General features: G+C 57.9%; 12 protein-coding genes. 10 read left to right on the top strand and 2 right to left on the bottom strand.

What is annotated here, in order from left to right; genetic code table 11:
- The first annotated feature begins 50 nt into the window (after positions 1–50).
- The 10 genes from gmd to PI87_RS10195 are packed head-to-tail and all read left to right on the top strand — an operon-like array spanning position 51 to position 9,998.
- Positions 51–1,184: a GDP-mannose 4,6-dehydratase gene (gmd, locus tag PI87_RS10240; protein ID WP_039597613.1), complete on the top strand. Its 1,134-nt coding sequence runs from the start codon at positions 51–53 to the stop codon at positions 1,182–1,184.
- A 2-nt stretch (positions 1,185–1,186) separates the two neighbouring features.
- Entirely contained in the window at positions 1,187–1,987 is an 801-nt protein-coding gene (locus PI87_RS10235) for a hypothetical protein (protein WP_052321473.1), read from the top strand.
- A gap of 3 nt (positions 1,988–1,990) precedes the next feature.
- Entirely contained in the window at positions 1,991–3,298 is a 1,308-nt protein-coding gene (locus PI87_RS10230; protein WP_039597612.1) for a lipid II flippase MurJ, read from the top strand.
- Positions 3,273–4,562, top strand: a complete 1,290-nt coding sequence (locus tag PI87_RS10225; RefSeq protein ID WP_039597611.1) for a hypothetical protein — start codon at positions 3,273–3,275, stop codon at positions 4,560–4,562. The genes PI87_RS10230 and PI87_RS10225 overlap by 26 nt, the downstream gene beginning before the upstream one ends.
- Positions 4,563–4,600: 38 nt before the next feature.
- A complete protein-coding gene (locus tag PI87_RS10220; RefSeq protein ID WP_039597610.1) occupies positions 4,601–5,734 on the top strand; it encodes a glycosyltransferase family 9 protein in 1,134 nt (377 codons plus the stop codon).
- Positions 5,644–6,303 (top strand): D-sedoheptulose-7-phosphate isomerase, encoded by a 660-nt coding sequence (locus PI87_RS10215; protein WP_332308695.1) that lies wholly within the window; start codon positions 5,644–5,646, stop codon positions 6,301–6,303. The genes PI87_RS10220 and PI87_RS10215 overlap by 91 nt, the downstream gene beginning before the upstream one ends.
- Positions 6,300–7,601 carry a glycosyltransferase family 4 protein gene (locus tag PI87_RS10210; RefSeq protein WP_232313971.1) on the top strand — a complete coding sequence of 434 codons (1,302 nt, stop codon included), beginning with the start codon at positions 6,300–6,302 and terminating at the stop codon, positions 7,599–7,601. The genes PI87_RS10215 and PI87_RS10210 overlap by 4 nt, the downstream gene beginning before the upstream one ends.
- Positions 7,595–8,239 (top strand): acyltransferase, encoded by a 645-nt coding sequence (locus tag PI87_RS10205; RefSeq protein WP_052321472.1) that lies wholly within the window; start codon positions 7,595–7,597, stop codon positions 8,237–8,239. The genes PI87_RS10210 and PI87_RS10205 overlap by 7 nt, the downstream gene beginning before the upstream one ends.
- 8 nt (positions 8,240–8,247) lie before the next feature.
- The gene (locus PI87_RS10200; protein WP_039597608.1) at positions 8,248–9,405 is read left to right on the top strand and encodes a DegT/DnrJ/EryC1/StrS family aminotransferase; all 1,158 of its coding nucleotides are present in this window, start codon (positions 8,248–8,250) and stop codon (positions 9,403–9,405) included.
- The gene (locus tag PI87_RS10195) at positions 9,402–9,998 is read left to right on the top strand and encodes a sugar transferase (RefSeq protein ID WP_039597607.1); all 597 of its coding nucleotides are present in this window, start codon (positions 9,402–9,404) and stop codon (positions 9,996–9,998) included. Before PI87_RS10200 ends, PI87_RS10195 begins: the two co-directional genes overlap by 4 nt.
- A 121-nt stretch (positions 9,999–10,119) precedes the next feature.
- Here PI87_RS10195 and PI87_RS10190 read toward each other — a convergent pair whose 3' ends face one another.
- Together PI87_RS10190 and rfbC are read right to left on the bottom strand one after the other, a co-directional pair.
- Positions 10,120–12,096, bottom strand: a complete 1,977-nt coding sequence (locus PI87_RS10190) for a polysaccharide biosynthesis protein (protein ID WP_232313970.1) — start codon at positions 12,094–12,096, stop codon at positions 10,120–10,122.
- A gap of 255 nt (positions 12,097–12,351) precedes the next feature.
- Positions 12,352–12,933, bottom strand: a complete 582-nt coding sequence (gene rfbC / locus PI87_RS10185) for a dTDP-4-dehydrorhamnose 3,5-epimerase (protein ID WP_039597605.1) — start codon at positions 12,931–12,933, stop codon at positions 12,352–12,354.
- Between the last annotated feature and the right edge of the window lie 2 nt (positions 12,934–12,935).

The following is a 12,935-nucleotide window of genomic DNA, read 5'->3' as shown; positions in this document are numbered from 1 at the left end:
CACTGGCAACCCGCAACGAACTCAGACAGACAACGATCAATCCCTCAATCATGCAAGCAACCCAACGTAAAGTCGCTCTCATTACAGGCATCACGGGCCAGGACGGTTCGTACCTTGCCGAGTTCCTGCTCGAGAAAGGCTACGTCGTGCACGGCATCAAACGCCGCGCCTCGCTTTTCAATACCGATCGCATCGATCACCTATACCAAGATCCGCACATCGACCATCGCAATTTTGTCCTGCACTATGGCGACTTGTCGGACACCAGCAACCTGATCCGGATCATTCAGGAAACCCAGCCTGATGAGATCTACAACCTGGGGGCACAAAGCCACGTTGCTGTGAGCTTCGAAAGCCCGGAGTACACCGCAGATGTCGATGCCATCGGCACGCTGCGCATTCTCGAGGCGATCCGCATCCTCAAGCTTGAGAAGAAAACTCGCTTCTACCAGGCCAGCACCAGTGAACTCTATGGTCTGGTGCAGGAAATCCCACAGCGTGAAACAACACCGTTCTATCCGCGCAGCCCTTACGCCGTGGCAAAGATGTACGCCTACTGGATCACGGTCAACTACCGTGAGGCCTATGGCATATACGCCTGCAACGGCATCCTGTTCAATCACGAAAGCCCACGTCGGGGCGAGACCTTCGTCACACGCAAGATTACGCGAGGCCTCGCGAATATCGCGCAGGGCCTGGAGGACTGCTTGTACATGGGCAACCTCAGCGCATTGCGCGACTGGGGCCACGCAAAGGACTACGTCCGCATGCAGTGGATGATGTTGCAGCAGCAGCAACCCGAAGACTTCGTGATCGCCAGCGGCGTACAGTACAGCGTACGTGACTTCATCATGTGGTCGGCAAATGAACTGGGCGTGACCCTGGAATTCCGCGGCGACGGCGTCGACGAAACTGCAGTGGTAACAGCCATCACAGGTGACGCCGCGCCCGGCATGAAGGTCGGTGACGTGGTTGTGCGTATCGACCCGCGCTACTTCCGCCCCACCGAAGTTGAGACCTTGCTGGGCGACCCAAGCAAGGCCAAGGAGAAGCTGGGCTGGGTGCCGGAAATCACGGTTCAGGAAATGTGCCGCGAGATGGTGGCCGCTGATCTCTCGAAAGCCCGCCAGCATGCGGTGCTGCGTTCGCACGGGTTCACGGTTGCGGTGAGTCAGGAGAACTAACGGTGACGCAACCGTATACGATTCTGGTCAACTCGTCCGATGGATTCGACGATTGCTGGAGCCCCTTCTTCACGCTGTTCAAGCGCTATTGGGCTCAATGCGATGCGCCCGTCTTGCTCAACACCGAGCGCAAATCAGCACAGTTCGCGGACCTGCCAGTGCGTTGCACAAAAGTACAGGGCGAGAACGAAGGGCGGCTCACCTGGAGCGAGTGCCTGCTGCGCGCCCTCGATCAGGTGCAAACGCCGTTGGTCATGTATTTCCAGGAGGACTATTTCCTGGATAAGCTCGCGGATGATGCCCGCATCCGCCGAGCCGTCGACTACATGATCGAGCACCCAGAAGTCAAACATGTAGGCTTGACGCGCCACGGCAGTTTGGGCCCATATGAACCGTATGCGGCAGCCTCATGGCTGCAGAAGATTCGTCAGAACGCTCGATATCGTGTCTCGACACAAGCCGGACTCTGGCGCGTCGAAACGCTGCGCTCCTACTTGCGCTCGGAAGAAAGCGGCTGGATGTTCGAAATCTACGGCACTTGGCGTGCGCGTCGCCGCAACGAAACGTTCCTGTGTCTGAAAACCGACCAAGCGAACAACGGCCCCGCTCTCGACTACGTGCATACCGGTATCGTCAAGGGTAGGTGGCTGCGCGAAATCGTACCGGTATTCGAAGCGAACGGCATTGAGGTTGACTACGCGAAGCGTGGTTTCTACGAGCCGAAGCCCTATCTGCTGCACAAGCTGGAGCTGGCACGCAAACTCCTGGAACGCCCGGGATACATGCTTAAGCAACTTATCTGAGCCATGCTGCGCTCGTCGATTGTTGTCACCGGCATCACGCTGCTCGGCAGCGCGCTCGGATTTGTTGTCCAACTGTTTCTAGCCCACCATTTCGGTGCAGGCACGGATGTTGACGTCTATCTGTTTGCACAGTCTTGGCCGACATTCTTTGCAGGCATGGTTAGCGCATTTTTGAGCTATGTCGCCATCCCTCAGCTGGTGGCCCGCGAGGTCAATCCTGCCGGCCAACGAGACTACTTCGTGACCAGCGTCGTTACCATTGCCATTTTTGCTGTGGTGGTCACCATGATCGGTTTAGGCCTTGGTGAGCTGCAGACCGCCAGCCTGCCCGCGGACTCCCCGATTCGCACTCACGCCCAGCGTGCGCGGCTCGTGTCTATCGGTTGGCTCATCTGCGCGGTGCAAATTGGTCAAGCGTATGCACTTTCAGCCCTGCATGCCAAGCGTCATCACATCACATCGGCAAGCCTGGGTTTGCTGCCCTATATCGGCATGATCGCCAGTACCGTGCTTCTCGCGGACCGTATTGGTGTCAGCAGTGTTGCGATCGGCATGCTGGCAGGCACGATCGCATCGACCGTCGCCGCCGCATGGTTCCTACGCGGCCGCTTCGCCAGTGACACCCCACGCCGCTGGGTATGGGCGGAGACACGTGCACTCTTTGTAGCGGCTCCCTACGCCGTGCTCGCGTTGTCATGCTTTTCGATTTACTCGGTGGTGGATGCATTCTGGGCGCCCCGTGCCGGAGAGGGCACGCTCGCATCACTAGGCTACGCGCAGCGACTGGTCATCGCCATTGGCAATCTTGCGGTAGCCGGTCCGTCTGCCATCCTGGTGCCCCGCATTTCTGAACTGGCACGGCAGGCCGACCCTGACACGCTACGCCGTTTTCTGCGCAAGACGCTCGTCACGGTAGGACTTGGCGCCGTCATCTTTGCGCTACCGCTAGCCCTAGCGCCCCAGCTGTTGATTCACCTACTGTTCGCACGTGGCAATTTCAGCGGCAACAACGTCGCCGATGTCGCCGCCACACTCGCCCACATGACGCCCGGCATGGTTTGCATGTTGCTGTCAGTAATTTCTCTGCGTGCCATGTTTTGCCTGCCTGGCGCAGAGAAGGCCGCGGCGATGCTTGGTGGTGCCTGGGGATTTCTGTATTTTGCAGCCTCGGCTGCCATGGTCGGTTACGGCGCGCCAGGCCTAGCATCTGCATATTCCGTGACGTGGGTTACAGTCTGCATCTGTATCGTCACAGCGCTCTTCCGAAAAGCAGGAGGCAAAGCTCATGGACGAGCTCCTGCTGGTTGCTGAGACCATACTGTTCGTTGTCGGGTTGCTTTATCTATACCCGCGCGACAAGCTCTTCGGCCTCTACTTTGTCTTCCTGTTCGTCTACGCGATCTTCGCGCAGATCGGCTACCGCTTTTATCCTGAAGCGTCGGATTCCATTCTGGCCTACTTCGGCGAGGACGTCTGGCGACCCTGCACGCTGTTCATCATGGCGTCGCTCGCCATGTTCGTACTCGGCTTCATTGTGGTGCGGCCGATCGCGTATGCACTGATGCCAGTCCGACTCGAAATCCGTCGGGCAGCTCTACGCGATATCTGGAAAGCGATTGGGCTGCTGTGGTTGTTCGCAAGCGCTGCCTTCATGCTCGGCTATCTTGCGCTCAACGGCGGCGACCTGAGTTGGTATTCCGCACAGCAAGACGATCTTGCAACCAACGCGCCAGCATTGGCACTCCTGATCTTCCTGGTCAAGCTTGAAGTCGGCACGCTTATTGTCCTGTACCAGATGGCTCGGGAAAAGGCTCGCATCTTCTCTTGGCTCAACCCCTGGGCAGTATTCGTGGTGCGAGGCACTCTTTTCCTGGTGCTCACGTTCATGCTTGGCAATCGCACCGATATACTCGCGTGCTTTCTCGGCATCGTGCTCATGACATTGAGTCAGACAACGTTGTCGCCACGCTTCCTGCTGCGCGCCATGGCTGCCGCACTTGCCGTGGTGTCGCTGATGCTAGTCATTGAAGCCACCCGATACAACGATGCGGAGTTGCCAGGCGAGACACCGCTGTCTCAGCGGCTGCTGGTCAAAGACTACTACCCTCCCGCACACATGTTGTTTGCGGCAGCGGCCTATGATGAGGTCGATCCGGATGAAGTCATCGCGTCGAATGCGGCCAACGCGGCGGTCATGTTTGGTTATCCATACCTGCAGGAAACTGTCACCAATCTGTTTCGCCCTGATCTGGCAACACGCAGCGTAGGCTACGCATTCTATGTGCTGACCGAAGGTTTCCTGTTCATGGGCTACTGGGGCTTCCTCTACAACGGGCTGATCCTCACTATCGCACTGACGCTCTGGCGTCGGCTAGCCTCCAGCGACTCGCGAGCGTTCAATCTGTTGCTGCTAGGGTTGTTCGGGTGCATGCTGGTCAACGTCGTGCGAGGTCAGTCGTCCTACTTTATCAAGTATCTATATACGTTTGTGTTCCCCAACGCGCTGTTGTATCTCAGCCTCATAGGTGCCCGGGTACGTATTCGCTTCGGCAACCCTCCCAGCGCCCGCACCTGAGTGGCATAGCTTGCTGCACGTTCCGTGCCCATCCCCAGATGAAAGACCCCGCAATCCTCGTATTCCGCTCAGCAGCCCTGGGTGACTTCATTCTTGCTGCACCAGCGTTACAGCAAGTTCGCACGACATTCCCTGATGCGAAGATCGTGCTGCTGACCATTCAGTCTGCGAGTCGCGAACAGCGCAGCAAAGTCGCGGAATATGCGGGCAGCGCTGCAGCGATGCCATGGGTTGCATTGGCGCAACCGCATCTGGTTGACGATGTCCGGGTGCTTGAAGGCCTTAATCCGCGCAGCATTTCTGCGGTGCGACGCTCGTTGCGTGGTTATCGCTTCGAGCGAGCCATCCTGATGCTTGATCCTTGTGCACCATGGCTTGGCCGCTTCAAGAAAATGCTGATGTTGTTCGCGTTGCTCGGCCCTGTACCCCAGTACGGTTGGCGCGGTAAAGGCTCGCTCAATGGCGATCGAGTCAGACTAAAAGAAGCGGGCTTGCTACGCCACCACGTGCATGGACCACTGCAATTTCTCGCCGAACTGCCGCAGCCGCGATCCTATCGTGACGAGGCGCTGCAGTTCGATCTGCGCCCCTCCCGAGAGGCTGAGACATGGGCATGGGATTGGCTTGCAAAGCATCTACCCGAAGACGTTGAACGCATCGTTGTCTCGCCCGGTTCGGTCCAGCCTCACAAGCGCTGGCCGCTGGAGAAATACATCGAGCTGTGCGAGGCATTGCTCGTTGCCAGACCGCGAGCACATCTCCTGATTCTGGGCACGCGATCGGATGCCGAATACGGCACTGCCTTGCAAGCCGTCGATTCCCAACGCGTGCACAACCTAATGGGCGAAACCTCGATCGCGCAGTCGGCAGCGTTGCTCGCCCGCTGCCAGTTGCTGGTGGGCAATGACGGTGGCTCCGTCCACCTTGCCGATGCGATGGGATGCAAAGCGGTATCGATCGTGCCGGGAATTGAGTACCCGGATTCGATTGAGCCCTGGCATAGCAAAGCGCTTGCGATCCGGCACGCAGTGCCCTGCGCGCCCTGCTATAGCTTCACCTTTTGTCCTGAAGGACACAACCAATGCATGCTCGACATTCCGGTCGATCAAGTTCTGGAAAACTGTCTGAGCGCCTTTGCGCATATTCGCCCGACTCCACCGCTGCTTCCATGAGTACTGTCTTTCCAAGAGCCATTGACGCTCACCTCGCCGTCATCCAATCGCTCGTACCACTCACGCCCGCCGTCGAAGAAGCCGGCCGTCTTTGCGCTGATGCCCTCTCCGCAGGAAATCGCATTCTCTTGTGCGGCAATGGCGGATCGGCGTCCGACAGCCAGCACCTTGCGGGCGAACTCGTCGGCCGGCTCAAAGGCAACCGGCGATCACTCCCGGCTCACGCGCTGGGCGCGGACTCGGCTGTCATGACCTGTATCGCCAACGACTTCGGCTACGAGGAAGTCTTTGCGCGTCAGGTAGAAGGCATTGGCAAGACTGGTGATGTACTGCTTGCCCTTTCGACCAGCGGCAACTCGGGCAACGTGGTACGCGCAGTCGAGCAAGCCAACGCGCTTGGAATCACAACCATCGGACTCTTGGGCGGCAGTGGTGGCAAACTCGCGCAGTTGTGCTCCCACGTCCTATGTGTTTCGGCCAGTACAGACACAGCACGCATCCAGGAGGCTCACATCCTGATCGGCCACGTCATCTGTGCCGATATCGAAAACCGGCTCGGTTTGACATGAGCGCTCCGGCACGTGAAATCGGCGAGCGCCCGACGCAAACCCCGCGGCCGCTCAACGTGTGGATTATCAATCCCTATGGAACACTGCCTGACGAGGCTTGGCGCGAATACCGCAGCAGCATGCTAGCGACCGCGCTGCGACGTGCAGGGCATCAAGTCACTTGGTGGATTTCAAACTTCGAGCACCGGTCGAAAACGTTTCGAACCAGCAGATTCGAGCAGCGCAGCTTGGCTGACGGGGTCCGTATCAATCTTGTGCCAACGCTGGCGTACAGCAGTCACATATCCCTCGATCGCATCCGCAGCGAACGTGCGTTCGCCAAAGGCGTTGTCGCCTACGCAACCAAATCCAAGAACGACCGGCCAGACATCATCGTACTGGCCGATCCTTCATTGTTTTTCGCCCCCCCTCTTATCAAGCTGGCCCGAACGTTGGGGGCGAAGCTGGTCGTCGATATTCTGGACCTCTGGCCAGAGGTGTTTGCACTCGCCCTGCCCAAGCCGCTGCGGCCGCTCCATCGGCTTCTGTTTTTGCCGTTGTATTGGCGGCGGCAACGTACCCTCCGAGCCGCGCAGGCTATCGTGGCGGTGTCGCGGGACTACCTTGACGTCGGCACCACCGCTGCTCCCGGCAAACCGTCTTTGGTGTCCTATCTCGGGGTTGATGTCGCGGCCGTCCGGCAAGCCGCTGGCCGCGCTCGAGAAATCCTGCAGCGCTTGAAGATCGAACCGAAGGCTCCGGGTGAAATATGGGTGGTGTACGCCGGCACGCTCGGTGCAGGTTACGACATCGAATCCATCTTGCTCGCCATGAAGAGTGATGCGCTCGCCCGGTACCCGATGCGTTTCTTCTTTGCCGGTGATGGGCCCCAGCGTCAGCTACTGCAACAAGCCTGCGACGACGTGCCGGAACGCGCTCGTTACCTTGGTACCCTCGACCCCTCCACGCTGAATGCGCTCTACGCCTATTGCGATATTGGTTTGAGTACTTATCTGGCCGACTCAACCGTCTCCATGCCCGTCAAATTCTACGATTACTTGGCAAGTGGGCTGGCGATCGTCAATTCGCTTGGCCGCGAGATCGGCCAGCGAATTGAAGAGAACCGGTTGGGCCTGCGATACCGTGCCGGTGACGCGGCCTCACTTGCCCAAGCGCTCGCGACGCTCGCAGCGTCTTCGCAACTGCTGGCAGAATACAAACGCAATGCGGCTGCGGTCGCGACAACTTTTGATCAGCGTTCGCAACACGACATCTACGCGCACTTCCTGACAACATTGACCGAGGCACCGAGATGCTGAGAAAGCTGTACCTGTCGCCGTTTGGCTACATCATTTCGTTGTTGATGAACATTGCGGGCATGTTCACAAGACCATTTATGGTCTACGGCCACTACTGCCGGCCGGATAAACGATTCCTTCGGCATACCCGGATCAGCTCAAGCGTCAAGGTGCTCTCGCCCGAGAAGCTCACGATTGGCGACCACTGCTGGATCGGGCACTACACGATCATCGATGCCAGTGGCGGCGTCAACATTGGCGAAGGCGTACAGTTCGGCTTCCTGGGGGCTATTTTCTCGCACAGCAGTCACGCATCGGTCCGACTCCTCGGCAAGCATTACATCGACGTACCCACTGATGAACGGCTTGGGCTTGAGCGTGCACCGGTCACCATCGGTGACTACTGCTTTGTCGGTACCGGTTCAATCCTGTTGCCAGGCACCACGCTCGGCAAGGGTTGTATCGTGGGTGTGGGCAGCGTGGTGCGCGGTAACTTTCCAGACCATTCCGTCATCGTTGGCAATCCGGCGCGGCGAGTAGGTGACACAGGAAAGCATGACCTACCGTACGTCGACCACCCCGGCATCGACCAAACGTATTTCGACCCTGAACGCCTGGCGGAACTCCGGGCCCAGCGCGAACAAGATAAACCTGCATAACTCACATCATGAGCGAATCCTTTCTGCCATTTGCCAAGCCCGAGATCGGGGAAGAAGAAATCGCTGAAGTCGTCCAGGCCCTACGGTCGGGTTGGGTAACGACCGGCCCCAAGACACGCCAGTTCGAAACGGATTTTGCGGCCTACCTGGGTGGCGATGTCGAGGCCATCTCCGTCAACTCAGCCACTGCAGGCTTGCACCTTGCACTTGAGGCTGTCGGCGTTGGCCCGGGCGACGAGGTCATCACGACGACACACACATTCACAGCAACGGCTGAGGTGGTCCGCTACCTGGGCGCTGAACCCGTATTCGTGGACATTGACCCTGCGACACTCTGCATCGATGTCGTAGCGATTGAGCAAGCCATCACGCCACGCACCAAGGTCATCCTGCCTGTGCATTTCGCCGGACGCGCAGCCGACATGCCTGCCATCCTCGCGTTGGCTCGCCGTCATAGCCTCAAGGTCGTGGACGATGCCGCTCACGCCCTCCCCGCAACCAGCGCCGGACAGATGGTTGGCAAGCAAGGTGCCGACGCCACGGTTTTCAGTTTTTATGCCAACAAGACCATCACCACCGGTGAGGGCGGCATGTTGGTCACCCAAGACCCGGAAGTCGCCAAACGTGCACGCATCATGCGCCTCCACGGCATCAGCCGTGATGCGTTCGATCGATTCACGTCCAAGACCCCAAGCTGGTACTACGAGATCGTGGCACCGGGCTTCAAGTACAACCTGACCGACATTGCCTCCGCAATCGGCATCCATCAGTTGAAGAAGGCTGAGCGCTTTCACGCGCGACGCCAGGCCATTGCCGAACGTTACGACGCGGCCCTGAAGGATCTACCGATCGTTTGCCCCCCGCATGCTGCAGCGGGCGATATCCACTCCTGGCATCTCTACGTCATCCAACTTGGTGACGCGGCCAAGGTCGCACGCGACACGTTTATCGAGCGCCTGTTCGCGCAGGGTATCGGCTGCAGCGTGCACTACATCCCGCTGCATCTGCAGCCGTACTGGCGCGATCGCTACGAACTCAAACCCGAGGACTTCCCGATCAGCCAGCGTGTCTACGAACGGACCCTCTCCCTACCGCTTTACACGGCAATGACAGACGCAGACGTCGACCGCGTGGTTGAGGCGATTCGAAAGGCGTTGAGCGCATGAGCGCGAAGCGCTTGCTGGACGTGGCCGGCAGCGGTGTCGGCCTGCTCGTCCTCGCGCCTGTATTGCTGGGGATAGCGATTGCTATCCGACTCGATTCGTCGGGACCGATATTCTTCCGCCAGGAACGAATCGGGCTGCGCGGCAAACCGTTCCGGATTCACAAATTCCGCACGATGACGGTGGACACGACCGGCAATGCGCGACAGATCACGGTTGGGGCTGATCTGCGCATCACACGCGTCGGCCATATGCTTCGCAAATACAAGCTCGACGAATTAGCCCAACTGATCGACGTGTTCGTTGGCACGATGAGCTTGGTCGGTCCGAGGCCGGAGGTTCCGAAATATGTGGCAGTTTACCCTGCAGACGTTCGGGAGATCGTGCTGAGCGTCAAGCCCGGCATCACGGATCTGGCGTCCATCGAGTATCGCGACGAGAGTACCCTGCTCGGAAAAAGCGACGACCCGGAGCACACTTACATCAACGAAGTGCTGCCCGCCAAACTGCGCTACTGTGTCGAATACGCGCGGCATCACTCCATCTGGTTGGACTTGCGCATCATCGCCCGAACTATCGCAGCCATCCTGCGCTGAACCTTCGTACTGGCGGCACCAAACCGGACCGCCGGCATCGCCGCTCTATGCGCAACACCCGAGGTCTGGCAGGGGCCCCAAGCGTAAGCGCTCTCTCCCTACCGAAAGTGAGTGCGCGATATCAGACCGCGACTTCGTCGTCCGCAGTATTCAGCGGCTGCGATCCGTAACCATGGACAAGCTCCCTCAAGATTTCCTTGATCGTTGCTTCGTCACTGGTGTCAGCCGCAACCCGCATCCGCACCAGAAGCGGTGCAAGCTGTTTCCAGGGTACGTGGTGCTCACGGGCTTTCATGATGCGCTCGTGGGCGGTCCCCTCAGGGTTGTCGCCAATCAGCAATTCTTCGTAGAGCTTTTCACCCGGCCGCAATCCGGTGATCTTGATCTCGACGTCCCCGATAAAATGATCGCCTTCACGGATTGACATGCCGGAGAGTTTGGCCATGCGACGAGCCAGATCGATAATCCTGACAGGCTGCCCCATATCGAGCACGAAAACCTCACCACCATTCGCCATAGCGCCCGCCTGCAGGACCAACTGCGCCGCCTCCGGAATAGTCATGAAGTAGCGAGTCACCTCCGGATGCGTCACTGTAAGCGGCCCCCCCTCTTGCAACTGACGGCGGAAGAGCGGCACAACACTACCACTGCTTCCCAGCACGTTGCCAAAACGCACCATCGCAAACACGGTCCGATTCTCTGCGGTGCCCGGTGCGCTATCGCATAGCAGACTGAAATCAACAGCGCTGCTTGCAGCAAGCGCTTGCAATACCAACTCGGCCATGCGCTTTGACGCGCCCATGACATTTGTTGGGCGGACAGCCTTGTCTGTCGAGACAAGAACAAAGTATTCAGCCGCGCTCTCCATGGCGGCTCGAGCCATATTGAGCGTGCCGAAGACATTGTTCAGTACACCTTCGGAAGGATTGCACTCGACCAGTGGAACATGCTTGTACGCAGCCGCGTGATACACGGTGGCGGGTCGATGAGCCTGGCAAATTTCTCGCAGACGCTCAAGATTCGCCACCGATGCCAGCAGTGGGACAATTTCCAGTGAAAGGCGATGCTCCACGCGCAGCCCATCCAGTTCCCGATGAATGGTGTAGAGCGCGAACTCGCTGTGCTCGACCAGTACCAGCTTATGCGGCCTCTCGAGCACGATCTGACGGCAGAGCTCACTGCCGATGCTGCCGCCCGCACCAGTTACCAGCACGGTCTTGTTGAAGAGATTGCGCGTCAGCAAGGCTTCATCTGGTGGCACGGGAGCACGCCCCAACAGATCTTCGATATCCAGCTCTTGGAAATCGCGCACGGTCACGCGACCGGAGGCAAGGTCCAACATCCCAGGCAAGGTTCGCACGTGGACGGGTAATTCGCGTAGCTTGGCAATGATGGCGTTACGGCGCGCTCGCCCCAACGATGGAACTGCAAGCAGGATATCTGTGATACCCATCCGCTCCACTGCCTCAGGAACCTCGTCAGGCCCCAGAATATCCAGGCCGTTGATCGTACGGCCGATCTTCGCGCTATCGTCATCGATAAAGCCCAGCAGCACAAACTCACGCACCACGGTAAGTGCAAGCGAGGTCTGCACACCCGCTTCGCCCGCACCATAGATCAGCAGACGTCCAGCGCCGTGATAACCCTTGTTGCCTGACTGACCTGCAAGCCAAAAGCGCGCCATAGCTCGGCTGGCACTGACTAAGAGCAAGAACAGAATCGGTTGGATCAAGCCGATACTGCGTGGCACGCCATCCCATTTGAACAGCAGGATAGCGAGAAAGAACAGCGCTGCATACAAACCGATCGCTTTCGCAGTGTTTGCCAGGGCCGACATGCCGGTATAGCGAAAAATTGCCCGATAGAGACCAAACCGTACAAATATCGGAAAAGCTAGCAAAGGCGCCAACAGATAAACGTACTTTTGCTGCAGTTGGGGAAACCCTGTTTGATCAATACGCAGGTAATACGCAAACCAAACAGACGCTACAGCGAGCAACATATCCAGTGCTACAACAAAGAGACGCTTGACGGAGCGTGGCAATGCCAACAATGGAGCTGCCGATTTATGAAATAACATCTTGGAAGTCTTTCTCATATCGCAAACATCGCCCAACACCCACCGACAATGCCGGTATCGTGCCTTCGATTCGGTCCGTTTCTGCACTGTCCGTGTCCGGCTCTCTCGCCACGACACGGACATATGCTTTGAACACCTGACAATAGCTATCTCTTAGCGATTGCTACGATTCTCTCAAAAACCATGTAAACCTGAGTCGGGTCATTGCACAGCATCAATCTCGCAAAACCGATATCTATACCGATACAGATCAACACACTTCAACGCATCGGGTCAGCGAACGCTTCCCCCAAGGTTCTTCACAGAATAGGTTTCGGCCACGGCAATCGAAACACCTTGCTGATCCTTGTCTGAAAGCACTGGAGATGATCCGATATCCGGCCAGCGAATCTCGATACTTTGATCATTCCACATGATGCAGCGCTCATATTGAGGTGCACGATAGTCAGTCGTCTTGTACAGCAAATCCGCCGACTCACTCAACACCAAGAAGCCATGTGCGAACCCCGGTGGAATCCATAGTTGCTTGCGGTTCTCTGCTGTCAACTCCACTCCGACCCACTGACCGAACGTGAGTGCCTCCCTGCGAAGGTCGACGGCCACATCAAAGACTGCGCCACTGGTAACCCTTACCAATTTTCCTTGCGGCCGCTCGATCTGGTAGTGCAAACCTCGCAGTACCCCCCGGGTGCTTCGGCTGTGATTGTCTTGAACAAAATCGACGTCCACCCCCACCGCACGCGAGAAATTTTTTCTATTGAAACTTTCAAAAAAGAATCCTCGTGTGTCATGGAACACGGCGGGCTCAATGACCAGAATGTCCGGAATATCCGTACAGACAATGTTCAGACTCATTC

It is taken from the genome of Ralstonia sp. A12 (assembly GCF_000801955.1).
In the GTDB taxonomy this organism is placed as follows: Bacteria; Pseudomonadota; Gammaproteobacteria; order Burkholderiales; family Burkholderiaceae; genus Ralstonia.
The sequence above is the reverse complement of the archived record's forward strand: the minus strand, read 5'-3'. Positions and strand labels throughout refer to the sequence as shown.

What these genes read in the sequence shown, in the direction of transcription:
- PI87_RS10195 (WP_039597607.1), top strand. Translation starts at nt 9,402, where the DNA reads ATGAGCGCGAAGCGCTTGCTGGACGTGGCCGGCAGCGGTGTCGGCCTG.
- PI87_RS10190 (WP_232313970.1), bottom strand. Translation starts at nt 12,096, where the DNA reads ATGAGAAAGACTTCCAAGATGTTATTTCATAAATCGGCAGCTCCATTG.
- gmd (WP_039597613.1), top strand. Translation starts at nt 51, where the DNA reads ATGCAAGCAACCCAACGTAAAGTCGCTCTCATTACAGGCATCACGGGC.
- rfbC (WP_039597605.1), bottom strand. Translation starts at nt 12,933, where the DNA reads ATGAGTCTGAACATTGTCTGTACGGATATTCCGGACATTCTGGTCATT.
- PI87_RS10210 (WP_232313971.1), top strand. Translation starts at nt 6,300, where the DNA reads ATGAGCGCTCCGGCACGTGAAATCGGCGAGCGCCCGACGCAAACCCCG.
- PI87_RS10230 (WP_039597612.1), top strand. Translation starts at nt 1,991, where the DNA reads ATGCTGCGCTCGTCGATTGTTGTCACCGGCATCACGCTGCTCGGCAGC.
- PI87_RS10205 (WP_052321472.1), top strand. Translation starts at nt 7,595, where the DNA reads ATGCTGAGAAAGCTGTACCTGTCGCCGTTTGGCTACATCATTTCGTTG.
- PI87_RS10215 (WP_332308695.1), top strand. Translation starts at nt 5,644, where the DNA reads ATGCATGCTCGACATTCCGGTCGATCAAGTTCTGGAAAACTGTCTGAG.
- PI87_RS10225 (WP_039597611.1), top strand. Translation starts at nt 3,273, where the DNA reads ATGGACGAGCTCCTGCTGGTTGCTGAGACCATACTGTTCGTTGTCGGG.
- PI87_RS10200 (WP_039597608.1), top strand. Translation starts at nt 8,248, where the DNA reads ATGAGCGAATCCTTTCTGCCATTTGCCAAGCCCGAGATCGGGGAAGAA.
- PI87_RS10220 (WP_039597610.1), top strand. Translation starts at nt 4,601, where the DNA reads ATGAAAGACCCCGCAATCCTCGTATTCCGCTCAGCAGCCCTGGGTGAC.